Raw genomic sequence first — 24,312 nt, 5'->3', positions numbered from 1 at the left:
TAGCGGTCGGACTGGCAAGGGGCTTCCAAAGTGACGAATGAACGGCCTGCAGATGAAGCGGTGAAATGGGATTGCCGGCAGCTTGTAACCCCGCTGCTTTTGCTGGCGGCGATCGGCTATAACGCTGTTCTGGCCTTCATTAACGCCTTTGCGTTCAGAGTCAGCACGCCCATGGCAATTGCTTGCGAAATTCTGATTATTGGCGTGGCAATGGTGTGGAGCGTCCGGAACGGCATTCGAAAATATGTCGTCATGTCGTATTTGTTCATCTTGCCGTTCGTCATGATCTCGCTGTTCATATCGCTGATCAACGAGCAGGTTTTTCCTGATGTGACCCGCAACATCCTTATCATCGTTTCATTCACCGCGCTGGGTTTCAGTTCAGGAGAAAGGGAATTCCACCGAGGCGTATTCGTCGCAACTATTGCTGTTGCATTGTTCCTATTGCTTGAAATATGCTATTTACAGGGATATGTTTTAATATTTCAGCCGGAACAATATTTTCTCGCGACCAGAGGGGGGGAAGCATTCGAATATAATGATACTGGCCTTTTTGCCGGGGCTTTGGGTTATAGCGAGCGTTTCACTTACGGTATTTACGACGGGCCAAGAACGTCTTCCATTTTTCTGGAGCAGGTTTCTCTGGCAGGGTTTTCAGCCGTCTTGACGATTTACATTATGGGTAACTGGAGCCGAATAAGTGTAGCCCAGAAAGTTATATCGGTTATTCTTATCTTGGGCATCCTTGTTACTAACAATACGCGAGCTTCTTCCGCGCTCGTATTCATCTTTATAACCGGATATTTCATTTTTCATCGCCTGCCGGCGCGTGCGACCTGGCTAGTCGGCCCGGCGGTATTAGCCGGGGCGTTCATCCTGGTGGGATTATTCCGACCCGATGGTTCGCGTTCCGACGACCTGCTGGGGCGTCTGGCGATTACGGTGGTGGACCTGAAGGAAATGGATGCTAGCACCCTGTTGCTGGGGTCGCTCAGCGCCGCGCGGCGCGCATATGACAGCGGCTATGTGTTCATCATCGCATCGTCGACGATCTTTGGCCTGATGCTGTTCTGGGCATATATGAATATCATGCCGGCGATGCAGACGGACACGCAGAAGCGCATTCGCTGGGCAGCCAATGTCTATGTCTGGGCGTGGTTGCTGATCGGCGGCACTGCGATCTTCACGATGAAGACATCGGCATTGTTGTGGCTGACGGTCGGAAATCTGGCGGCGCAGACGGCGTCCCTGCCCGTCCGGTCGCGCGTGCGATCAGCGGCGACGCCGCAGCGCCCGCTGGGGCAGCTGATTCATAAATCGGTCGAAGTTGCGCCAAGTGATCCGCGCAACGCCCTGACATAATCGGAGGGGGGGCAGGAAAGGCGCTGGTCCTTGGAGCAGTCGATCTTGAAGGGATAGCGATCCGGCCAGATGCGTCCTGCCCCCCACCATGTGACGCCTTTCAAAACGTCACCATTCTTTCGGATGGCGGTAAGGGCATCGTGGCCAACAGCCTCGCAAGACTGTGGTATGCCGCGATGGCTGCCGAAAGCGCTTTCGGTGATATAGCCCTGCCAACCGCGCTTGCGTAACTGTGCGGCAAAGCTGGAAAAGCCGCTGCTGGTCCGTGGCGTACCATTGCGCCGAAGGCATGACCCCTTTGTGCCCGAACCGTCCGCATCAAAATATCGATGTCCGTTCAGGAAGGTGCGGTGGATCGGATCCAATTCACCCGGTGCCCGTTCCAGCGCGCAGGCGGCGCTTTCGCATCGCTTGCCCTTGGGTTCCTTCTTGTCGAACCGGGTGATGGAAGAATAGCCGGGCCATTCGAGCAGGATGGGGTGGCGAATGCCGTTCGCCCGCAATCCGGCGATCACCTGCTTTGCTTCTGTGCCCCAGCGGGTCCAGTCGACACCCTTGGGTTCGTTGTTCAGGTCAAGCAGGATCGTGCCGTCGTCCGGGAACTGACGTGCGAACTGCGTCCACCAATGAACCTGTTCGTGGACCGGCAGCCACGTGAAGCTGTGATTGTCCAATATGACCGGCACGCCCTTTGAACGGGCGTAGTCGGTGAGTGTCTTCAGCTCGCCGATACGCTCCCGTGTCATGCGATCACGCTTGAAGGGATAACGGATCAGCCTGAAGCCCTGTCGATCGATGGCGTTCTTCAGGTCGGCGAGCGTCGGACGGATCGCATCGCCGCCGCGCGCTTCGGCTCCGGAAAGGTTGATGCCAAAACGGGGTGGGGAAGCCGGTCGGGCCGGCGGCCGAGCGCCATCGGATATCTCATCATCAATAAGATGCGAATCATCCATGCCGGTTGCGCCATGTATTCCCACGCCTACCGTGGCGCAGCCTATCAGGCCGGCTATTGCCACGAACCACCGCCGTCGCTTCGCGGCCTGTGCAGGCGTTCGAAATGCGTGCTGCGGCATGATCTTTCCGTTCACGATTGGCGCCCAGAATGCCCGGTCCGGCCAGTCTAGGTGCTGGCGGCAGGGAACAACAGCCCCCTTTCGTCGTAAGGCGCGCAACAAACGGCTTGCAAAGGCAGGGGGAGCGGCCGATCGCCCCCCTCGCCGGTGAGTGAAGGGTCAGTCCAGCGTATCCAGTCCGGCCGGGGATCCCGACAGGCTGTAGACATAATAGGTCACGCCATCGCGTTCGACCGATCCGTCATATTCGAGCGCCAAGACGGCTCCGCCCATCATGTTGGTGATCGTCACCATACCCCCCTCACCCGGTGATCCTGGATCGCCGGGGCCGCCGACCCCGCCTGGCAGGTCAAGGATCCCGTCCGAGCCGAAGCCGATCGTCCCGTCATTGTTGCGGTCAAAGACCTTTGTGGTGGTGACCAGAATATCGTTCGCGCCGAAATTGGCGATCGTATCGTCGCCCAGAGACAGGTCGAGCGCGGTGTCGAAGAGGAAGATGTCGGCCATCGCATCGGCGGCGTCGCCCGACAGGACATCGTTGGACAGGATATTGCCTTCCTGCGCGCCATCGGGGCGAACCGCGGCATCGGCATAGACGAAACTGCCTTCGCACGCTTCGCCCAGAAAGCGCAACGCGCTGACACCGGTGATCGCAACGCTGCCCGATGCGGTGTTGAGGATCCCGTTTCCGCCGAAGCCGATGATGCCATCACCGTTCCCATCCCGCAGCGCGACGTCGGTGACGATGATGTCGTCGGCAGCGAAATTGGTGATGCTGTCGTCGCCGCTGTCATCGTCGCCGAAAAAGAAGCTGTTGTGATAGTCGGCACCGGTCAGCATCTGATCGGCCGCGGCCGACCCGTCGACGGTGCCCGGGCGGTCGATCGTCGGACAAGTGCCGGGCGGGGGCGTGTCGCCGCCAACGCCGTTGACGGTGATGGTCACGGTCGCGCTGCTCGACAATTCGCCGTCGGTGATCGTGTAGCTGAAGCTGGTGGTTGCGCTCTCGCCCGCGTTCAGTGCATCAAAGGCGCCACTGGGGTCATAGGTGAAGGTGCCGTCGCCATTGTCGGTCAGGTTCCCGACCAAGCCGCTTGCGTCGAAACTGCTGAGCGCGAAGCTGTCGCCGTCGTCGGGGTCGAAATCATTGGCGAGCGGCACGATCATCACCATCCCGTTTTCAAGCACGGTGACCATGTCCGATGCCGCGACGGGGGCATCGTTTTCATCGGTGTCGACCGCAACGACCGCGGTGATGTTGAACCCGGCAAAGAAGATATTGTCGTCGTCCGACGGGTTCAGGGTCGTGACCGAGATGCTTTCCGCGCCATCGGCAAGGAAGGGGGCGGCATTGACCGAATTGCCCTGCGCCAGATCATACAGTTCGTCATCGGTTCGCGGATCCCCGCCGGGCAGCGCGCCGGGATCGGGATTGGCGGGATCGTCGCCGATACCGCCGATCGTGAGCAATCCACCATTGGCCGCCTGACCATCATCCGATCCGCCAGCAGATGTCGTCAGCGGGCGGCCGTCGACCGTAACCCGCGAATATTGTTCGCTCCCCTGGAACCCGAACCCGATGCCGAGCGACAGCAGCGCTTCAAACCCATCCTGATCGGTATCAACGGGTTCGTCGAAGCCGAGCGCGAATTCGTCGCCGTCTGGATTGCTGAACCCATCGAGCAGCGCGATCGTCCGCAAGCTTTCGTCGGGGTTCGAATAGACAATGACAAGCGCAAAGCCATCGACGTTAAGGCCGTTGATACCGCCCAGATTGAAGTCAAAGATACCATCGTCGCCATCGCCCACCGCCTCGCGGATAAACGTGGTGATGTCGGCACGATAGCCCTGCAGGCTGGCCGGGCCGCTGACGCCAAGGGCATCAAAGTCGCTGATGGCCAGCATGTCGTCGCCCAGCGAAAGCGTCGCGGAATTCACGGTGCCAGAAATATAGGTTGAACCATAAAGAAAGGCTGCCTCGACCCGGGATCCTTCGGGCACGACCGCCGATACGATGCCGCCGCCCGATGCCTGCCCCCCGACGCCGTCAACAGACCAGTTCCCGTTGCCTACAAAAGTATAGTTCGCGTTCAAAGACATGGCCGTCCTCCATTCTCGATGAGGGTAACGCTCAACGCAGAAACGCAACTGGAAATGACAGTAAAACGCGACAGTGACGGACTCATCAATGCCGCGTTAACTATTTCTCCTGTTTCGCTGGACAATGCAATACCGTGGGGGAAAGGGCAGGCTTTTCGCATTTATGATGCGGCGCGGCAAAACCTCTGGCGGACGGCAGGTCCGATGGGTGGCCGATGCAAAAAGGAGAGTGCCAGGCTGGGGCAGCTCTCCTTGGGGAACGGACTGCGGGTCGGATCAACGTTACATGCAGCGCACTTGCCTTGGTAAGGCGCTTCGTGACCGGTTTGCAAAGGACAAGGGCGACGACTGATCGGTCGTCACCCCCCGGCCAAGGATAGGAATCAGGCCAACGTTTCCAGCCCGGCCGAGGATCCCATCAGACTGTAGACATAATAGGTCACGCCGTCACGCTCGATCGACCCGTCATACTCGATCGTCGACACAGCCTTGTTCGCCACATCAGCGATAGACAGCGTGCTTCCCGTGTTCATCAGGTCAAGGATTTTGTCCGAACCGAAACCGATGATACCGTCGCCATTGCCATCGGCAATCGCCTTAGAAGTGATTACAATGTCCTTGGCACCGAAGTTGACGATCCTGTCTGCGCCCAACGCCATGTCGAGCGCGGTGTCGAAGAAAAAGGTGTCGGCCACCTTGTCTCCGGCATCACCAGACAGAATGTCGCTGGACGAGACGCGGCCTTCCTGCGCGCCATCGGGTCGGATATCGGCGTCGGCATAGACGAACTGGCCCTCGCCTGCTTCCCCCAGAAAGCGCACCGCACTGACGCCGGGCATCGCGATATCGCCGGACGCGGTGTTGAGCGTTCCGTCCTTTCCAAAGCCGATGATGCCATCGCCGTTGCCATCGCGCAGCGCAGCGGCGGTGATGATCATCGCATTGGCGGCAAGGTTGGCAATATTTTCGTTGCGGCTGCTGTTGCTACCGCTGGTATCGTCAATAATGCCGCCAGTGCTACTCCCGCCGCTGGACAAGGCGAAGTCGCCAGTACCCATCCGTTCGACGAAATTTTCAAGCCGAATGCCGATATCGACCTTGCCGTCGCCGTTAACGTCGGCTTGGACTACAGTGTGGTCGTCACGCGTGTCATAGCGCAACTGCCCCGCGCGTTTGGTAAAAGCGTCCGAACCGATGAAGGTGAAGGCCTGATTGCCGCTCGCCTTGATATTGGCGTCGATCGCCGAAAGGTCGATCACATCCTCGCCACGTGTAAAATCTAGGATTCGGTCCATGGCCGAAACCTTTGAGTCATCTCGCGTGAGCAGCGTGAACCGGTCCTCGCCCGCCCCGCCGGTCATCCAGTCGCGACCCGCGCCACCGACCAGCACGTCGTCGCCCTTGGCGCCGGTCAGCCTATCCTCGCCCTTGTCGCCGTACAGCGTGGCGCCGGCATCGTGCGCGCTGATATGGTTGTCGAGCGAATTGCCCCGGCCCGTCAGCCGGGCAGATCCAGCCATCGTCAGCTTTTCGATATTGGCGCCCAGCGTCCAGTCGATCGTTGCCACCACGCGATCGGTGCCTTCACGCGGCTGTTCGGTGACGACGTCGTTGTCATTATCGACATGATAAGTGTCATCGCCGGTGCCGCCGATCATCCTGTCGGCGCCTGCCCCCCCGTCGATCGTGTCGTCACCGCCAAGGCCCATTAGGACATTGCCGCGGGCATTGCCGGTCAGCATATTATCCAGCGAATTGCCGGTCCCGGAAATCGCCTTCCCGGTCAGTGTCAGCGCGTCTAGCGAACTGCCCAGCGTCCAGTCGACGCTGGCGAACACATGGTCGCGGCCTTCGCCGACATATTCAGTTACCTGATCGCCGGTATTATCGACGAAATAGACGTCGTCGCCCATGCCGCCGGCCAGAATGTCGGCGCCCGCACTGCCATCCAGTCGGTCGTTCCCGGCATTGCCCTGAAGGCGGTTGGCCGCGGCGTTGCCGGTCAGGACATCATTACCGCTGCCGCCTATCAATTCCTCGATCGAGATGAATTGAATGCCGTCCAGCGTCGCAGTGATGCCATCCGTAGCGCCGGAAAAGTCGACCTTGTCATGGCCCAACGTGCCGACATGGCGGGTCGGCTCTTCCGCCGGCGATGTCGGTTCCGCAACGATAAGCGTGCCGCCCGGGGCCGCGCTGGTCGTCCGATCTTCCGATCCGACACCGATATCGGCACCGTCGGCGACATTCTCAAGCAGCGTGCCGAGCGCAGCGGTGGGATTGCCCTTCTTGTCGAGCAGACCAGGGCGATAGCCGTCGAACCATGACCCGGCCCCCCAATAGGTGCCCGACAGGCCATATTCGTTCAGCGTTTCGAGGAAGTTGTCGAGCACCACCTGCCAGCGCGGATCGTCCGATGGTACACCGAACTCGCCAATAAACCCCTTGGCGCCCTTTTCTTCCAGCCAGCCTACGAAGCTCTGGATCCGCCGTTCGCCGATATCGGCGGTCGCTCCTTCCTGATCATAGCTGCCCTTGTAGGTGCCCGACCCATCCTTGTCGAAATAGACATGCGCTTCATAGACGATGTTGTTCAGCGGGTCCTGAACATCCAGAAACGGGTTCTTGTCGGCCCACGTCGATGCGCTGGCCCAATATTCGCCTTCGACGAAAATGGCATGGGTGTCGCCCAGCGCACGAATGGCGTCAGTCGCGGCCTGTGCCGCTTCCGGCCAGGCCATCTTGCTGGGCATGCCATGCGGCTCGTTCATCAGGTCATAGCCATAGACCGCCGGCGCATCGCCGATTTCGGTCACAAGTTTGGACCAAAAATCGGCAAAGGTCGCGACCGGCACATCGGCTGATCCGATAGCCTTGTCTTCATATCGACCAAAATTATGGATATCGACGATTACCTTGACGCCGGCCTTGTCGGCATTCGCCAGAAAGGTCTGGAGCCGGCCAAGTTCTGCCGCGTTGAGTTCACCACCAAGTTCCGGTTGCAGACGTTCCCAGCGAACCGGAAGCCGGACAAGCGTCAGTCCCTTTTCAGCATAGAAATTGAGATCTTTTGCCGAGGGATAAATATAGTCGTAACCATATTTATCGCCCTTACCGAATTCGGCACCGGACAAATTGATACCCAGCATTTCTTTCTTACCCCTAACCCGCGAGATGCGATGATCAGGGAATTTTTAGGGGCAGGATATCAACGGTTGGATTAAGGCGGCTGCTTAATGGACGCTTCACCGTGATTTGATACGGCGACGGTCATTAGCGATGCCAAGCAGGAATTGCGGATTTCCGATGACGTAACGGGCGAACAGCCGTTTTGGTTCCAGCATCAATCGAAAAAGCCATTCGGCACGCATGGTCCGCATGATTTTCGGTGCGCGGGGAAAGGCGCCGGCGACAAAATCAAGATAGGCGCCGATGCACAGGACCAAGGCGCCGGTCTGTGCGGCATGGCGTGCGGCCCAAATTTCCTGCCGGGGCTGGCCCATGCCGATCAGCACGATATCGGGGCGGAGTCGGGCGATTTCCTGTGCCACCGCCTCATCCTCGCTCGCGGGGAAATAGCCGTCGCGCACACCCACGACGCGGTGTTGGGGCGCGATCCGGGTTAGCGCATCGCCCGCCGCCTGGGCCACGCCGGGCTTACTCCCAAGCAGGAACAGCGTCCGCGAGCCGCGGATATGTTGAAGAAGGTTGGTGGTGAAATCGGTGCCCTGCAAATTCGCCGGGAACGCCGCCCCCTCCAGCATGCGACGGGCGATGTCGAGACCGACGCCGTCGTTCAACACCAGCGCGCGATCATAGGCCGCGCGTAGCGCCGGGTTCCGACGCGCAAGATTTATGCTGTGCGCATTGCAGAAGGCGACGATGCGTTCGCCTGTGGCATTCGCCATCGCCTCTACCCGGTCCAAGGCCTGGGCTTTGGTCAGCACTGCCACGGCGACCGGGCCGATCATGCTGACGGGTGCTGCCGCATCCCTGGAGGCTGTCGTGTCGAAAGACATGGTGAACGGCTCGCTAAGCAAGGGCTTCAACCTGCGGTCAAAGCTGTCCGTAGCAAGAGGGAGCGCGCACCGCAATTGAGGGCCCCATGGGAACGACCGCCAATTATTACGAGCTTTTGCGGGTTCCGACCGGTGCCGATGCCGATGCCATCCGGCAGTCCTTCCGTACGCTGATCCGCAAATGGCATCCCGACTGTGTCGGGCCGGGCAGCGCCGATGCTGAACGTGAGGAGCAGACCGTTGCGCTGATCGAAGCCTATCGTACGCTGTCGCATCCCGAACGGCGGCGGGCCTATGATCGACGCCGTGTGCAAATCCCCATGGCGCCCGGTACCGACCGGCGGCGCGGAGAAAGACGTGCCACCCCGCCGCCTCCGGCACCGGCGCGCTTCTGGGAGAAGCAGACCGGTTGGCGCCGGGCAATGCCATGGGCGCTTGCCATGATGGTCGCCGGCACCGTCTCGGCAGTAACGTTGGTCCCAGCCTTGGTCGCCAGCGATGATCTCAACCGTGAAGTCCTGCGCGTACTGATTCTCGACACGTAAAAAAGGCCCGCCCCAATGGGACGAGCCTTTCTTTCGTCGTGCGATGCGAATTAGGCGTCGCCGAACGGGCTGACCGTCGTGGTCTCGGTACCGTAGTAATAGTAGGTCACGCCGTCGATTTCGTTCGTGCCCAGATAGGCAAGACCATCGATGCCGGCGAAGTCGACTTGGCCGCCCGGGCCGGTCGAGGGATCGCTGGGCATCGGACCTTCGGCGCCCGAGGTGTCGAGCACGTCGTTACCAGCAAAAGTGACAACGCCGTTGCCGGTGCGGTCGAACAGCTGGCTGGTGGTGACGAAGAGATCGTCGTCGCCAAAGCCGGTGACGGTGTCGCTACCCAGGTTCAGACCCAGACCGTTGTCGTGCAGCAGCACCTTCGCACCGCCGCTCAGGTCGATATTGTCATCGCTGACATCGCCTTCGACGACGTTCGACTGACCAAAGGTGTCGAACAGGTTACGCAGCGTGTCGGCAACGGCATAAGCGTGGTTGCCGCCCTTTTCGCCGAGATAGCGGATTTCGGTGATGTCGAAACCGTTTTCGCCAACGACCTGGAACTGGTCGTTTCCGGCGCGGCGATCGCCGCCGCCAAAGCGGTTTACGTCAAGTACGCCGTTCGGGCCGAAGGCAATGAAGCCGTCATTGTTGCCGTCGAAAATCTTGCGGCCGGTAATGAGCGAGTCATCGCTGCCGAAGTTCAGGAACGTGTCGTCACCCACATCGCCGGTTTCCACGACAAACGCAGTGGCGCCACCCGCACCGTTGAAGATGCCGTCGTTATTATCGGCTGCGACCGTTTGCGCTGCTGCGGTCGAGATCAGTACGCTGTTATCCCGAAAAGCCATTTTGCGAACTCCACCCTATTAATTGAAGATAATTCCGTCAGATCGGGAAAGCCTGATGCGCACTTAAAGGGCCGGGCAATTCTGTCCTGCCGTTCCAGTGCTTTGTCTTGTTTCCCCCTTCGGATGAGCACGTAGCTCGAAGCGACCCTCATCGTTGAATGACGATCTAACGCATTTACCTTTTGTAAACCATATGGTTCCGCCGCGGAATGCGACGAACTGTCCCGATAATGGACGAAATCATTTTGCGCCCACCCGCAAAGACAAGTTGTTGGAAAGGCGGGTATCCAAGCTGCACAGGGCTTTTTGGGCGCGACTCATCCTGCGCGACTTCGGCCATGCGTACGTAATCGGACGTAAGGTCTGTTCTGCGCGGCTGCCCTTTTCAGGGCGTAGGGTGCTGGAAATCAGCCGCGGGCAACTCTGTTCACGTCGCGCAGAACAGCCGCCGCGTCATGGAACATGGCCATATCGCCCTCGATCGGGGCGGATAGTTCTGCGATATGCAACAACCTGCGCCGCACCTCGGCGGCTTCCTGGCGCGCGGCGTCGGCGTCGGCGTGCGCACGATCGAGCAGTTCCTGTCGGGCTGTGCCTGACTCTCCGCTTTCGACAGCCGCCGGCTCGGCTGCGAGCTGGCGGAGTCGTTCGTAAAGCGCGTGCAGCATTTTTGACAGCTGGCGCAGCGACCGGGCGTCGGTGGCGATCACCTCTCCATCGGCTTTGCCCTCGGCGGCCTGCCCGACCGTGCGGGCGGCATTGGCGGCGGCTGCGAGGAGTTCGTGGGTCATGGGGGCTGTCATCGTCGCAAACTTTCCGCCGGTCCGATTCCCTATAGAGGGGACAGGGTTAACGCGCGGTAACGACGATTTGATGATCAGACCCTCTGTCGACAAGGGTTTCTAAATAGTTTTCGGTTATCCCTGGCCAAGGTTTGGGAGTGGGGAAATGCCTGCAGAACTTTCTGTCTCGAGCGACCGTCGTGGGGGCGCTCGCATGGGTATCGATCGTGAAACGACGCTACGTGTCGATGCCGTGCCGATGGACGCACAGGTCGAGAACCTGTCGCCGATGGGATTCGCGATCGTTACCGATGCCATTCTTGAGGTCGGCAGGGAGGTCTGCATCGGCTTGCCCGGCGTCGGCAGCCGTCCCGCGCGTGTAGTGTGGATCGGTAAGGGACAGGTCGGTTGCGCCTTTGACCGGCCGTTGCGGCCCAACGAATTGGCCCTCGCCTTTCGCGGCGACGTGGTGGCTCGTCCGTTAGTCGAGATGTGGGAAAATCGACTGCCGTCGCCCCCTCCGGTTGAACAGCACCGCTTTTCTTATCGAACGCGCTTTGCCATTTTGATCGGATCGACGGCGTTGTTGTGGTTGATCATTGGCGGATTGATCGTCGCTGCCGCCACCTGAGTTGCCTAAACAATATCGAACTGGGCAAAGGGGCTGGAGCATGGATTGGCGCCGATGAACGAAACCGGGTCGGTTCGCGGATCGATCCGGGCATAATCGGTACGGGTTATGAATTGGGTCACGACCTTGCGTTCATAGACCTCAACCCGCTCACTCAAGCGCATTGGTTCGCCCGGCAATTCGTCAGTACCTATGGCCGATACCGCGCGATACACCGTGAACTTGGCGCGATCGACGGGGCTGCTATCAGCGCTGAGATCGTCGAAAAAGGCGGTAAAATCGTCGTCCGACATGCGAAAGGGGCCAATGACCCGGTCTAGGATCGCCCGGACCAGACCTTGCTCATCTCCATAAAGGCCAAAGCCGAATGCCCCCGCCGCCAAGCCGCTACCGGCCAGCGCCACGATCGACTGTCTGCGCGTCAGACCCGGCATACGATCATCCTTCTCACGCCATATCCGCCGCGCGCAGCGACAATGCTGCCGCAGTCAGACTGGGATTCATCGACGAACAGGTGGGAAATACCGACGTTCCCACAACCGTCAGGTTGCGCCAACGGTGATGGATCTGGGCAGCATCGACGACCGACGTCGCAGCATCGCGCCCCATGCGAAGCGTTCCCTGCAAGTGCGACTCGGTCGGCCGCTGCGAACGAAAGATGATGTCCTCTACCGGCAGCGGCGCCAGCAATTCGCCCAGTTTGTCGATCGCTCGTTTCTGCCCGCGAACGGCATAATCTGATGCGCCGGCATAATGGACGACGGGCGTTCCATCATCCGATACAGTCACATGGTTCCGATCCTCGACCAGTTCCTCGGTCACGATCATTAACGGCAGCGTCTGTCGCATCCGCCGGGGAAGCGCGCGCAGTCCGTGCGTCCAGCGATTTTCGAAATAGACCAGTGCGGCGCCGGCCTGTGACCGGTGAGGTCCGTCATACAGACCCAGGTTCAGGCCGGTCGTGATCGTGCTTCCGTCGAAATTATCCAGTCCGTCCAGCAGCACCTCGACATGGCAGCCATAGGATTCGTGCAGTCCCCTCCCTGTCAGTCCGCCACCCATGCCGGAACGGGTCAGGATCGCCGGGCTGTGGATGGCATTGGCGCCCAATACGAACCGGTCGCCGCGCACGCGGATCTTGCGCCCGCCGGATTCAACAATCGCCACCTGCACGGCGCTGCCGTTCGTCTCAAGATGCGTCACCCGCGCATTGAGCGCGAGCGTCACTGCTGGATCGTCATAAATGCCGATCATGCCGTTGTTCAGCGTGAACTTGGCATCCACCGGGCACAGCGTGCAGCGAAAGCTGGCGCAACAGGCGGGGCGCCCTTCGGTTGCGATGCGCGCGCGCGCAGTGGGCATGGCGAAATGCTGAGCAGGCTGGGCGTTGGCCATCAGCCGGTCGGGGGCGGTCATGCGGTGCGGCGCTTGCGGGAACGGGGCTGAACGCGGGAACATGGTTGCCATGTTGGGGTCGCCCGACACCGACATGATGTTTTCGGCCGCGACATAATACGGCTCCAGCTCGGCATAATCGATGGGCCAGTCGGCACCGACACCGTAACGTGAGCGCAGCTCGAAATCGCTGGGGTGGAAACGTGGCGCCTGTGCGAACCAGCAATTGGTCCCGCCACCCATGCCGATGGTGAAATTCCACGGTTTGTCAGCATTGGAACGATAGGTTTGCGACGCAGCAATATCGCCGTGCCGCGACTGTGAAATTTGCCATTCGTGGGACCGGTGCCGCCCCCATTCCAGCACCAGGATACGTGCCGAACCCTGTCGTTCCAGGATGCGGTGCAGATAGAAGGACGCACCAAATCCTGACCCGATGATTACTAGGTCGAAATGCGTGTCCGATATCGCGCCGATATCAATGGCATTGGGCATGAGAACAGACCTGTTTGAAAAAGACACAGAAACTGAGGCTGTTTTCCGGCCAATTTCCCGTTAATGAGCCGTCTAGCAATGTTTTGAAACATACTGAACGGCTAACCGGGGTGCCGCAATGACCCAAATGTGGAAATGTGCCGTGCTGACGATGATCGTACTGGTTGCGATTCTGGGCATTCTGATTGCGTTTGGCAACCTGCCGGTTCTGACTGGCTGTGGCTATTATGCGCGCTGCGGCGACGCCGCGGTAATGGATTGATCTCAAATAATGCTGCGACGCAACAACAAGGGCGCGTGATGACGCTACAACCGACATGGATCGGCGCGGTTGGCCGACGACTGACATCGGCCGACGCCGATGTGTCCGCCAGCGATGGCCTGATTAGCTTTTCGGTGATGTGGGCTGTGGCGCTGACGTTCAGCGCGGTTTCGCATCATGGTAGTCTGATGCTGGCCAATGGCCTGGTCATCGCCCTGATCGAATATGCGGTGCTGGCAAGCTGCGTTGCGCTGATCCTTCAGCCCCGCCGCCTCAGCCTGTTGGCGATATTGGCGGCGGCAATGGCGGCACAATATGTCTTTCGGTTGCCAGTTGCGTCGAACAATCAGACCATCGCTTTTTTCATGAATCTGGCGATTATGACGATCGTCAGTGTCGCTTGGCTGAAGCATGGCGATGTGGAAACAACGCGCGCCGAAATCTATGAACGGTTGCGGATCGTCGCGCGCCTGTTGCTGGCGACGATGTATTTCTATGGCATCTTTCACAAGATAAATGTCGATTTTCTCGACCCGGATGCCAGTTGTGCGGTCGCGCTGTACAAGCCGTTGACTCACGCATTCGGATTGGAGGAAAGCCTTATCGGACGGTATGGTTCGATCGCAGCTACCTTCATTGTCGAGACGATCACCATCGTTTCACTTTTCTGGCGTCGATATTTTGCGGTCGGGCTGATTGTCGGTCTGGTATTCCACTATATCATACCGATCTCGGCATATTCTTGGTATATGGACTTTTCTAGCTTGGTCTTTGCCCTGTACACGCTGTCGGTGCCGCGCGAGGTCAGCATTGCTTTCTACAGTCGCGGTCGCGCGCTGTTGCGGCAGGTGCCGTCCCCCCTGACCGGGGGTGTGGCGCTGGTGGGACTGGGAGTGCTGTTCGTCGCCGCGACGCTGCTGGCCACGCTGTTGCGTGAACAGGCGGGCGACCTGGCGATCACCGATCGGATGGCATGGCATTCGGCGTGGATCGTAGTCTGGGCCGTGGTCGGCGGTGTGGTGATGGTCCTGCTGAGTTGGGCCGCGCTTGAGGCATTGCCATATCGTCCGGTAGGCGCGCCAAGACAGCCCTTGTGGGTCTATGCCATTCCGGCCGTGCTGTTTGTCACCTGCCTTTCGCCCTATCTCGGCCTGAAGACCGAAAGCTCGATCGCGATGTTCAGCAATCTTCACACCGAAGGCGGTACCACCAACCACCTGTTGTTCGCGCGTCCGCCCTATATCGCGGGCTATCAGAACGAAGTGGCGACGATCACGGGGTCGTCGAACGCGACGATGCAATCGATGGCCGATCGCAATCTGGGCATGGTGCGGTTCCAGCTGGAACGCTGGATGGTCTATCATCCGTCAGACTGGGTCAGCTTCACGCTGGACGGTCAGCGGTTCGAGCGGGCGACGGCGAGCAGCTTTCCCCTCCGCCCGCCCAGCTTTCTCGAACGGCGGCTGCTGGTGTTCAAGCCGGTCGATGTCTCGCGACCGAAAATGTGCACCCATTGATGGCCCGCCCCGGTGGGGCGCGGCCTGCGGTCAGTCCTGCCGGGGGCGCATCAGCGACCGGCCGCGCGCCATCAGGGTGGCGCGCCGGCCCAGCTTCAGCGCGGGATAAAGCATCCGCGCGACCGCAGGCGATCGGAAAATGGCGGCGTTCAGCCGGTTGAACAGGCCGCTCCGGCTCGAAAGGCTGGCCAGCACCTGCACCGCTTCCGCGCCATGGAATACCCGGCCACGATGAGCAAAGACCATGCCCTCGTCCAGGTCATAGCCCTGGCGCCATAGGGCTTCGACCCGCGGGTCACCCGAACGCGCGTCCAGCAATTCGACCGGCCCGATCGCTTCGCGCAAGCGAAAGAAGCGGACGTAATTCTGACAGAAGACGCATTCGCCGTCATAGACGATCAGGCTTTTGTCCATCGTACGCTCCGGCTTGAAGGCTGTCTGAGCCGATAGGTATTCCTGCCGGTCAGGGCCAGCAGCCGGTCAGAGCGCAAGGTCCGCGACACCCGCCGCGCTGCCGACCAGGCTGTAGACGAAATAGGTCACGCCGTCATGCGCGACCGATCCGTCGAATTCAACCCGCTGATGGGCCGCACCCGTCACCGATGCAAGCGACAGGTTGCCGCTGTCCAAGTTCAGCACCCGGTCCGACCCGAAATCGATGATTCGGTCGCGATTGCCGTCGGGCAGCGCCGTGGTGAGGACTACAATGTCGCGTGCGCCGAATGCTGCGATCTGGTCGTTCCCCAGCGCAATATCGAGCGCAGAGTCCATGAAGAAGGTCTGCGATATGCTGTCGCCCGCATCGCCGGCCAAGCTGTCGTCGCCCAGCGTCCCTTCAATTGCGCGATCCGGCCGAACCGATGCGGCGGCATAGACTGACAGGCCGTCGCGTTCGCCCAGATGGCGCAGACCATCGGGCTGAAGCCCGGCGATGACCACGATATCGGACCCCGAGCCGCCATCAAGTGCCAGCCCGTTGCGCCCCAGCACGATCAGGCCGTCGCCATTGCCATCGCGAAGCGGCGCGCTGGTCAGCACGATGTCGTCGCCCTCGAAGCCCTCGATCCGGTCGGTACCGGTGCGGGCAGCAATGTCGAAATAGAAGCTGTTGGGTCCGTCCTGCCCGGTCAGGATCTGATCGGCGGCCGCCGATCCGTCACTGGTGGCGGGGCGGGTATAGAGGATCGAGCCGGGCACAGCCCATGCAGTGCCGCCAGTAACGGTAATCGCGATCCCGCCAATATCCTGAGCGCCCGCAACATCGCTGACCGCATAGGTGAACCGGTCGATCCCATCGTCGCCGGGCATCAGCGACTGGGTAGCTTCGCGAGAGGGATCGATCGTATAGCTGAATGTGCCGTCAGCCATGATCGTCAGGGTGCCATAGGCACCTTCCAGGGTCAGCATGGCGTCGATCATTTGCAACGTAGCGCTGTCCGGGGTGCCGGCATGGGCGCCTGTCAGCTGGATTGTATCGCCCAGCGCAATATCGGCATCGCTGTCGTTGAACAGCACCTCGCCGGTCACGACCATGTCGCCATCCACCGAAGCCGTCGCGGCATCGTCGGTCGCCAGCGGGGTATCGTTCAGGATTGTTTCGGCATCGAACGTGCCGTTGGCAAAGGTAAAACGCTCGACTGTGGTCACATGGTCGCTGCCATCCGTCGCCGCCGCGCCCCGCATGTCGATCAGGCGATAGCTCTCGCCATCGGCTTCGATTTGGTAATCGCGCCACTGGCCTTCGAACACCACGGTGTCGATGCCTTCCCGGCCGTCGATCCGGTCATCGCCCATCCCGCCCGTCAGCATGTTGTCGCCGGCATCGCCCGCCAGCACATCGTCGAATGCAGAGCCGATCAGGTTCTTGATACCCTCGAACCGGTCCTGATCGGTACCGATCGCGCCGTTGGTCAGGCCTAGATTCGCCTCCAGCGCGGCGGTCCAATATTCGGCGATCTCGGCATAGCCCTGTGCATTGGGGTGCAGGCCGCTGTCGATCGGAGGCGCCGACACATCGGCCACGTCCAGACCGCGCATGTCGACAAAATGGACGTTGCGCCCGGCCGCCGCCAGTTCGGCGATCAGGTCCGGCATTTTATCATTATAGGCATCGACGCGATCGGCGCGCAGTTGCGACTGCTGCCCGACCCGAACCGGCGGTATCGATGCGACGAACAGTACCAGATCGGGATCCTGATCGGTCATGCTGACGATCAGGGCACGAAGGTCGGCAATCATCGTCGTCGAACTGTCGCGGGCGCTGTCATTGGTGCCGGCCATCAACAGCACGGCGTCGGGCGCATGGTCGACAATGACCTGTTCGTCGATGCCGTTGAGCTGGTTCAGCGTCCATCCGCGACGCCCTTCATGGTCGCGATCGATATTGTCGGGGCCGTTGCTGGCCGAACCGACCATGTCGACGGTGACCCCAAACGCCGAAAGCATTTCTTGCAAATAGGTGCGGTATCCCCCGCTTTCGGTGTCGGTGGTGCTGCCGATGACGCCATAAGTGATTGAATCGCCGAAGGGCAGGATGCGCAGCGATTTATAGGCGGTACCCAGCGACAGGTCCGCGATCGCGCCCCGCCCTGCATCGGCAAAGCTGACTGTGTCGGTAGCATCGGTGCCGACGAACTGCTGTGCATCGGTCGTATCGCTCAGGATCAGGCCGGCTTCGTCGGACATCCGCTATTCCCCCTATTGTTTTGACAAAGCGCACGAAATGCAGGGCGCGTCTGCGCTTCCACTGCAAAGCCGTCGCGTCGGTTTTGGTTCCCGTTGCTAAAGGCTGCGCATGCGCCGCTTGGACAGCAGAAGCGATTCCGTACGTTTCCGGCCCAGGATGCGATGCAACACGCGTTTGATGACCCGGCGCCAGCCATGACGTTCGCTTGACATCCGCTCCCGCAGGCGCGCGGTACGGCGGCGGAGACGTTCGGCATGTTCCAGATGAGCATCGGGCTGGATGACGGTGTGGCTTTCGATGCTCAGCACGGGCTTGCCCGAAAGCCGTGCGATCTCGATCGCCTGGCGTTCCTCGCTCTCTACGAAAAGCTGGGCGTCGACACTGGCATAGACCTGCGCCTTGAAGGCACCGTGCGCGCCGCGGCGGCGGCGTTCCGCTGCCGTCGGGACATCGAGCATCCACAACTTTCCATATTCGATGCCGCGAGCGGCCAGCCACGCTTCGGTTTCGGGGCGATAGCGTTCGAGCCGGCTTGTCACCAAATGCGCCACCCGCCGACCGGGCACCATCAGCGGCCGGGCATTGGCCAGAAAACTGGTGTAACTCGGCCCATCGTCATTTTCGTCGTGCGTGGGATCACAACACAGCACTCCGTCAATGTCGAGGCACGCGCGCTCCAGCACCTTGTGGTTCATGAAGTTCCACTGGAACACACGCGGACGCGGCACGCGTTCCATGATGATGTCGACATCGACCACATCCTCTTCCGGGCCATATACGGTGCAGAAGAGACAGCGATGCGTCTGACCGGCGCGAGCGACCTTTTCCTGCGCCTCGCGCATTGCAGCGCCCGACAGGATGCTGTCGTCGACGATCAGCACACGCTCGAACGCGTCGGCCGCGCGGTCGAAACCGGTCCGGCGACGGGTGGACCCCGCCGACAGGATGCGTCCTTCCAGAAATCCGTCCAGATCGGCTAGCGGCAGGTTCAGCGCTAGGCTGATGAGATTGGCCGCTAGCAGCCCGCTGCGAGGAATGCCGACAACCAAGTCGATATCGCGCGGGAGCAGCCCCACGCTGGTCTGAATCGTCCGATTCAGATCGTCAATTGATCGGTAATGCACGTGCCCCCCACTTGCGCTGCGCCGACCAGTACCCACGATGCCAAACCAAATTCAGGGCGGTAATGCGAAGCGCAGTTGACATTAGCTTGAAGATGCCGTCCAACGCAACGTATTGCCGTTGGGTTCCCTGCGATACGGGTACCAAAACGGGAATATCGGACGCAAATCGAGGCTTGTTTTGCGACCGTTATGTTTGACGACGTTCGTGGATCACAGGCCGTCGCTTTTGCGCGTGACAGTCAAACATGTGTCGTTAATAAGACCATCTTTGATCATCCGGCAGGAGTGCCGTAAATGAACAGGCCGACGCGCTACGATGACCTTGAATTGCTGCGCGGTCTGGCTGCAGTCGCTGTAGTGATTTATCATTTCCTGCGTGCATTCCTGCCTCCGTCGCAAATGCCGTTGTTCGCCGATGTGATGGGCATCGCGGTCGAGCGCCCGTTCGTGCTGGCGCTGGTCAATGGACCGTTCATGGTCACGATCTTCTTCGTGCTGTCCAGTTTTGCGCTGACGGTCAGGCTGGTCGAAGCACGGGTAACGGTGCCGACGCTGGTGGCAATGACCAAGCGGTTTCCCCGCCTGTTCCCGATGACATTCGTGGGAGCGATGCTGCCCGCGCTACTGTTCGCAGCCGGATGGATGATGAATGTCGAGGCATCAGCACTTAACGGTTCATCGTGGCTGGCCAATAGCGGCGGGGTCAAGATCAGCAATAACTGGCCGGATCCCTCGATCGTCGGTGGCGCGGCCGACAGCATCCGCTTGTTCGCACAAGGGTTGAGCCAATATAATTCGGTCTTGTGGACCATGCGCTATGAATTGCTGGGCAGCTTGATTGCGCTGTCCACGGCGCTGGTGATCGCCGGAGAGCGGCGCCCATTATTCGATGTGGCCGCAACTGGATTGATTGCCTTGCTGGCGCTGCCGCTACACTCCCTTTGCTCCATTTGCGCGGTGACGGTGCTGCTAACCAAATACCTGCGCGGCTCTCCCATCCGCTTTCCGCCGCATGTGGCGGCGACGCTGATCTTACTCGGGCTGGCGATTGGATCGACCTACAAGCCTTTCCCGGAAGAAATGGCCACCGATCCGCAGATCGGTGTTCATGTGCTGCGCATGGACTGGCTGATCCACGGCGTGGGCGCGGTACTGGTATTTCTGGGCGTGCATCGCTGGCGTCGTGAGCAGGCACCGGACTGGCCGCGTGCGCGCAAGCTGGGGCAGCTGTCGTTCGCCATCTATGTCCTGCACGTCCCGGTGATCGGGTCGCTGGCCAGCGCGGTGGTGCTGGCCATGGGCTATAATCTGATTGGTGTCGGTCTTGCTGCGTTGGCAACGTTGTTGGCAACGGGCCTGATGGCATTGTGGCTGTCGCGGCTCGATTTGTGGTGGGTGGGCATGCTGAACCGCGTGGCCCGCAAGGTGGCCGTGGGGCAGACCGGCCCCGGCGGCCTGCGCCCGCAAAGCACCGACGCACCATAAGCGGCTGTCAGGCGGCGATTGAGCCTGGCCCGGATGCGTTCGCGCATTTTCAAACGCGCCTCGAGCGGCTAGGCGGCCTGTATGGCAAAGGGGAATAGCCGGCCCGACGATATCGTTCCCCGTGACAACGCCACGGGGGGGCTGGGCGCGCGCGCCGTGCGCGGAGCAATGATGTCGGGCGCGGCGCAGGGCGTGAAGCTGACCGTCCAGATCGCTTCGGTGGTGGTGCTGTCGCGCTTTCTGTCGCCGCGGGATTTTGGTCTCGTGGCAATGGCGTCCCCGCTCATCGCCTTTGCCAGCATGGCTCAGAATTTGGGGCTGTCGCAGGCAGTGGTGGTCAGCCGCGAGCTGACCTATCGACAGGCCAGCACGATGTTCTGGATCAACGCGGTGTTGTCGTTCGTGCTGATGTTGATCCTGATGCTTTGTTCTCCGCTAGCTGCCATTTTCTACAACGCGAACGAACTGACCCCCATTGTCACGGCGCTTGCGGTCGCGATCTTCACAACCGGACTGGGCGCCCAGCATCTGGCGATGGCGACGCGCATGATGCGTTTCGGCGGGCTGGCGCTGGTCGATATGGCGACCGCTATCGTCGGGCTGGTCGCCGCGATTGTTTGGGCATGGTTCGACCCCAGTCCGTGGGCGCTGGTCGCCAATGCGCTGGCCAGCGCGCTGGCGTCGCTGGTAGGCGCGTGGATGGTGTCGGGCTGGCGTCCGGGCCGACCAGCGCATGTCCGCAGCGTCTGGACGATGCTGCGTTTCGGCGGCGGGCTGACCACGTTCAACCTGACCAACTTCTTTGCCCGCAACCTCGACAACATCCTGATCGGTCGCTTCCACGGGCCTGGACCGCTTGGCCTGTATGACCGGGCGTACAAGCTTTTGCTGTTCCCGTTGCAGCAAATCACATGGCCATTGCAGCGCGTCATGGTGCCGACCCTGTCGCGACTGTTGGACGAGCCGGAACGCTACCGTTCCGCCTATTCGCGGACGGTGGGGCAGATCTTGTTGCTGACGCTGCCAGGTATCCTGTGCCTGTTGATCTGGGCAGATGTCGCCATTCCACTAATGCTGGGCGCGCAATGGTCGGGCGCGGTCGATATCTTCCGGTGGCTGGCGCTGGCATCATTGCACCAACCGCTTACGGTAACGCTGGGCTGGCTGTTCATCAGCCAGAGCCGGACGGGTCAATTCGGCCGATGGGGCATCTTCAACGCCGCCAGTTGCGCGGTGGCGTTCGCGGCGGGTCTGCCATGGGGGGCAGAGGGGGTGGCGGCGGCTTATGCGTTGAGCGACATTTTCGTCCGCCTGCCGCTGGTCTGGCGTCTAGCCGGCAGCCGGGGACCGGTATTGACCCGGGACCTGATTCACCTCGCCTCACCCTTTGTCCTGGCGGGCAGCGTCGCCGGCGTCGTCATGCTGGCCACAGGCACCGTGGCGCCGCGCACGCTTATCGGCCTGCTGCTTGCCGTGACGCTGGGTTATCTGGCCTATGGCGCGATGCTGATGACACGCCCCTCGGGCCGACGCACGCTGGAGGAAACGTTTTCGCTACTGCGCGGCATCGTCGCACGACGCAGCGCACGCGCACCGAGCTGATTGCAGCGCCATCGGCCACACGGGCTGGATGCATGACCTTGATCCGCAGCATTGCGCAATTGAACCACACTGCCTATCGAAACTCGAAAACTGCTTCATTCGGGAGACATCGTGGCAGAAGTTCTCAACCAGATTAGCGATCTGGCCAGTGCAGGCGAGCGGATGATCGAACGACTGCGGCGCAAGGCGTTTCTGCCTGAAAGCCGCAAGAGCCTGCATATCCGGTTCGGTATTGCCGAGGCCGCGCAATTGCTGGGCTGTTCTACCAACCGCATCCGCATGGCGGAGGAAGATGGGCGCTTGCCCCCTGCCCCGGCATCGGTAAGCGGCCGCCGCATGGGCTATACAGTGGCCGAACTGCAGCATATGCGCGCGGTGCTGGGCGCTTCCCCCGCTCGTGCATCCGGCGATCAGACAGCGATCATCGCGGTCCAGAACTTCAAGGGCGGGGTTGGCAAATCGACCGTAACCACGCACTTGGCGCATTATTTGGCGGTGCAGGGCTATCGCGTGCTCGTGGTCGATTGCGACAGCCAGGCGACGACGACGACGCTGTTCGGCTTCAACCCGCATTTCAACATCACGCGTGCAGAAACGCTGTATCCCTATCTGTCGATCGACCCAACCGAGATAGATCTGCATTATGCGGTCAAATCGACGCCGTGGCCCAATGTCGACCTGATCCCGTCCAACCTTGAGCTGTTCGATGTCGAATATGAACTGGCCGCGGCGGGAAGCGAGGTCGGGTCGGTGCTGGCCGCGCGGTTTCGCAAGCTGAAACAGGGTCTGATCGACCTTGCCGCCGATTACGACGTGGTGCTGCTGGACCCGCCGCCAGCGCTGGGCACGATCAGCCTGGCAGTGATGCAGGCGGCCAATGCGCTGCTGGTCCCGCTGGCTGCGACCACGCCCGATTTCTGTTCGACGGTGCAGTTCCTGTCGATGATGGAACAGGTGCTCCAGCAACTGACACAGGCCGGAATCACGGTCGATTATCAATTCGTGCGGCTGATCTGTTCCAAGTTCGACGGCAATGATCCCAGCCATGCGATGGTGCGGGCGATCCTGGAGCAGAGCTTTGGTCCAGCGCTGTTGCCGGTGCCGATTCTGGAATCGGCCGAAATCAGCCATGCGGCGATGCGGATGATGACGGTTTATGAGCTTGAAAAGCCGATCGGCACCCCGCGTACGCACAAACGCTGCCGCGCCAATCTGGACGAAGCGATGCGGCAGGTCGAACAGCTGGTCCGCCAAGGCTGGGGTCGGGTCGAGCCGAGCAGCGAAGAGGAGCTGGTCCATGCCGCGTAAGCAATCCGACTATCTCGCCGCGCTGCTGGCGGATGAGGGCGAAGGCGAACGGTCGTGCGACCCCCCTGCCCCCGCGCCGGAACGGACCCGCGCAACGACGCTGCTCAGCCGTGAATCGGCACTGGCGCGGGTGGCGTCGGGTGAGGTGCGGCAGGTGACGCAATTGCTGCTCGATCCCGCGCGCGTCCGCGTCTGGCGGGGCAATGCCCGCAGCAACGCGTATCTGTCGGCCGAGAATTGCGGCGAGCTGATCCGCTCGATCATCGCAGAGGGCGGGCAGAAGGTGCCCGCCGTCGTCCGACGGATCGATGGCGACCCTGATCATGACTATGAAGTGATCGCAGGCACCCGCCGGCTGTGGTCGATCCGCTGGCTGCGCGCCAACAGCTATCCCGACATGCAATTCGTGGCCCAGGTCGCCAATCTGGACGACGAGGCCGCGTTTCGTCTGGCCGACCTTGAAAACCGCGCACGCCGTGATGTGTCCGACCTTGAACGCGCACGCAATTATGCAGAGGCGTTGCGAGTGCATTACGGCAATCATCAGGCGCGCATGGCCGAACGACTGAACGTGTCGAAGGGATGGCTGTCCAAGATGCTGCGCGTTGCTACCCTGCCCGATGCGGTCATCGCCGCTTTTGCGTCGCCCGCCGATGTCCAGTTGAAGCCCGGCTATACACTGGTGCAGGCGCTGGACCATGACGACACGGGCACCATCCCGGCAGAGGCCGGACGGATCGCCCACGAACAGAAACAGCGCGTCACCGGCGGATTGCCTCCCCTCCCCGCCGCCGATGTCGTCCGCCGACTGCTCGATGCGCCCAAGCAGGACCGCAGCGATCCGTTCACCCGATATCGCCACGATGGCGCCGATGGCCGCCCCGCCATATCGGTGCAGGTGATCAATCGACAGGGCGTGACGATCCGGCTGCACCGTGGATCTGGCCTTGGCGCGGACGATCTGTCGGCCATGTTCCGTGCATTGCTGACCCGGCTCGACAGCGACGGCCACCCGCTTAACTGAAACGGTTTCCCCGGGGAAACATCCGAAAGGTTTCCCGGGGAAACATTGCCGACCGCA

The 24,312-nt window shown here is 60.9% G+C and carries 20 protein-coding genes; 9 read left to right on the top strand and 11 right to left on the bottom strand.

Translation table 11 applies throughout. The features are described 5' to 3' along the window. The first annotated feature begins 30 nt into the window (after positions 1–30). A complete protein-coding gene (locus ACAX61_RS16960) occupies positions 31–1,362 on the top strand; it encodes a hypothetical protein (RefSeq protein WP_370715914.1) in 1,332 nt (443 codons plus the stop codon). Here the strand turns inward: ACAX61_RS16960 and ACAX61_RS16955 are convergent. The 4 genes from ACAX61_RS16955 to ACAX61_RS16940 all read right to left on the bottom strand — a co-directional run bounded on the left by ACAX61_RS16955 (position 1,311) and on the right by ACAX61_RS16940 (position 8,584). Next, positions 1,311–2,378, bottom strand: coding sequence for a cellulase family glycosylhydrolase (locus ACAX61_RS16955; protein WP_370715913.1), 1,068 nt, complete (start codon positions 2,376–2,378; stop codon positions 1,311–1,313). The two genes, ACAX61_RS16960 and ACAX61_RS16955, sit on opposite strands and share 52 nt — an antisense overlap. 216 nt (positions 2,379–2,594) lie before the next feature. After that, positions 2,595–4,535, bottom strand: a complete 1,941-nt coding sequence (locus ACAX61_RS16950) for a cadherin-like domain-containing protein (protein ID WP_370715912.1) — start codon at positions 4,533–4,535, stop codon at positions 2,595–2,597. 383 nt (positions 4,536–4,918) lie between these two features. Then, positions 4,919–7,684, bottom strand: coding sequence for a cellulase family glycosylhydrolase (locus ACAX61_RS16945; protein WP_370715911.1), 2,766 nt, complete (start codon positions 7,682–7,684; stop codon positions 4,919–4,921). Between the two features lie 96 nt (positions 7,685–7,780). After that, positions 7,781–8,584 (bottom strand): WecB/TagA/CpsF family glycosyltransferase, encoded by an 804-nt coding sequence (locus ACAX61_RS16940; protein ID WP_370715910.1) that lies wholly within the window; start codon positions 8,582–8,584, stop codon positions 7,781–7,783. A 56-nt stretch (positions 8,585–8,640) separates the two neighbouring features. Here ACAX61_RS16940 and ACAX61_RS16935 point away from each other — a divergent pair, with 56 nt between their 5' ends. Continuing rightward, positions 8,641–9,099: a J domain-containing protein gene (locus ACAX61_RS16935; RefSeq protein ID WP_370715909.1), complete on the top strand. Its 459-nt coding sequence runs from the start codon at positions 8,641–8,643 to the stop codon at positions 9,097–9,099. Positions 9,100–9,149: 50 nt separating this feature from the next. Here ACAX61_RS16935 and ACAX61_RS16930 read toward each other — a convergent pair whose 3' ends face one another. Continuing rightward, a complete protein-coding gene (locus ACAX61_RS16930) occupies positions 9,150–9,944 on the bottom strand; it encodes a hypothetical protein (protein ID WP_370715908.1) in 795 nt (264 codons plus the stop codon). Between the two features lie 407 nt (positions 9,945–10,351). After that, positions 10,352–10,735 carry a hypothetical protein gene (locus ACAX61_RS16925; protein WP_370715907.1) on the bottom strand — a complete coding sequence of 128 codons (384 nt, stop codon included), beginning with the start codon at positions 10,733–10,735 and terminating at the stop codon, positions 10,352–10,354. Between the two features lie 157 nt (positions 10,736–10,892). Between ACAX61_RS16925 and ACAX61_RS16920 the strand changes: the two genes are divergently transcribed. Next, on the top strand, positions 10,893–11,357 hold the full coding sequence (locus ACAX61_RS16920) for a PilZ domain-containing protein (RefSeq protein ID WP_370715906.1): 465 nt from the start codon (positions 10,893–10,895) through the stop codon (positions 11,355–11,357). A gap of 5 nt (positions 11,358–11,362) precedes the next feature. Here ACAX61_RS16920 and ACAX61_RS16915 read toward each other — a convergent pair whose 3' ends face one another. Beyond that, positions 11,363–11,791, bottom strand: a complete 429-nt coding sequence (locus ACAX61_RS16915) for a hypothetical protein (protein WP_370715905.1) — start codon at positions 11,789–11,791, stop codon at positions 11,363–11,365. Between the two features lie 13 nt (positions 11,792–11,804). Next, positions 11,805–13,247 (bottom strand): GMC oxidoreductase, encoded by a 1,443-nt coding sequence (locus tag ACAX61_RS16910; RefSeq protein ID WP_370715904.1) that lies wholly within the window; start codon positions 13,245–13,247, stop codon positions 11,805–11,807. A 118-nt stretch (positions 13,248–13,365) separates the two neighbouring features. Between ACAX61_RS16910 and ACAX61_RS16905 the strand changes: the two genes are divergently transcribed. Both ACAX61_RS16905 and ACAX61_RS16900 read left to right on the top strand, forming a co-directional pair. Further along, positions 13,366–13,509 carry a hypothetical protein gene (locus ACAX61_RS16905; RefSeq protein ID WP_370715903.1) on the top strand — a complete coding sequence of 48 codons (144 nt, stop codon included), beginning with the start codon at positions 13,366–13,368 and terminating at the stop codon, positions 13,507–13,509. 38 nt (positions 13,510–13,547) lie between these two features. Then, the gene (locus tag ACAX61_RS16900; RefSeq protein WP_370715902.1) at positions 13,548–15,026 is read left to right on the top strand and encodes a thiol-disulfide oxidoreductase; all 1,479 of its coding nucleotides are present in this window, start codon (positions 13,548–13,550) and stop codon (positions 15,024–15,026) included. Positions 15,027–15,056: 30 nt separating this feature from the next. On the opposite strand, the gene ACAX61_RS16895 is transcribed toward ACAX61_RS16900, so the two are convergent. The 3 genes from ACAX61_RS16895 to ACAX61_RS16885 form a co-directional block, all read right to left on the bottom strand. Continuing rightward, positions 15,057–15,440 (bottom strand): DCC1-like thiol-disulfide oxidoreductase family protein, encoded by a 384-nt coding sequence (locus ACAX61_RS16895; protein WP_370715901.1) that lies wholly within the window; start codon positions 15,438–15,440, stop codon positions 15,057–15,059. Between the two features lie 66 nt (positions 15,441–15,506). Next, positions 15,507–17,711, bottom strand: coding sequence for a GDSL-type esterase/lipase family protein (locus ACAX61_RS16890; RefSeq protein WP_370715900.1), 2,205 nt, complete (start codon positions 17,709–17,711; stop codon positions 15,507–15,509). 96 nt (positions 17,712–17,807) lie between these two features. Continuing rightward, on the bottom strand, positions 17,808–18,836 hold the full coding sequence (locus tag ACAX61_RS16885; protein WP_370715899.1) for a phosphoribosyltransferase family protein: 1,029 nt from the start codon (positions 18,834–18,836) through the stop codon (positions 17,808–17,810). A gap of 294 nt (positions 18,837–19,130) precedes the next feature. On the opposite strand from ACAX61_RS16885, the gene ACAX61_RS16880 reads away from it, so the two are divergent. From ACAX61_RS16880 to ACAX61_RS16865, 4 genes are all read left to right on the top strand, one after another. Then, positions 19,131–20,321 (top strand): acyltransferase family protein, encoded by a 1,191-nt coding sequence (locus ACAX61_RS16880; RefSeq protein ID WP_370715898.1) that lies wholly within the window; start codon positions 19,131–19,133, stop codon positions 20,319–20,321. Between the two features lie 81 nt (positions 20,322–20,402). After that, entirely contained in the window at positions 20,403–21,923 is a 1,521-nt protein-coding gene (locus tag ACAX61_RS16875; RefSeq protein WP_370715897.1) for a lipopolysaccharide biosynthesis protein, read from the top strand. A 162-nt stretch (positions 21,924–22,085) separates the two neighbouring features. Next, positions 22,086–23,231 carry an AAA family ATPase gene (locus tag ACAX61_RS16870; protein WP_370715945.1) on the top strand — a complete coding sequence of 382 codons (1,146 nt, stop codon included), beginning with the start codon at positions 22,086–22,088 and terminating at the stop codon, positions 23,229–23,231. Next, a complete protein-coding gene (locus tag ACAX61_RS16865) occupies positions 23,221–24,255 on the top strand; it encodes a ParB/RepB/Spo0J family partition protein (protein WP_370715896.1) in 1,035 nt (344 codons plus the stop codon). The genes ACAX61_RS16870 and ACAX61_RS16865 overlap by 11 nt, the downstream gene beginning before the upstream one ends. Positions 24,256–24,312: the final 57 nt, after the last annotated feature.

This window comes from Sphingomonas sp. IW22 (genome assembly GCF_041321155.1).
In the GTDB taxonomy this organism is placed as follows: domain Bacteria; phylum Pseudomonadota; class Alphaproteobacteria; order Sphingomonadales; family Sphingomonadaceae; genus Sphingomonas.
This window is presented reverse-complemented; position numbering and strand designations above follow the sequence as displayed.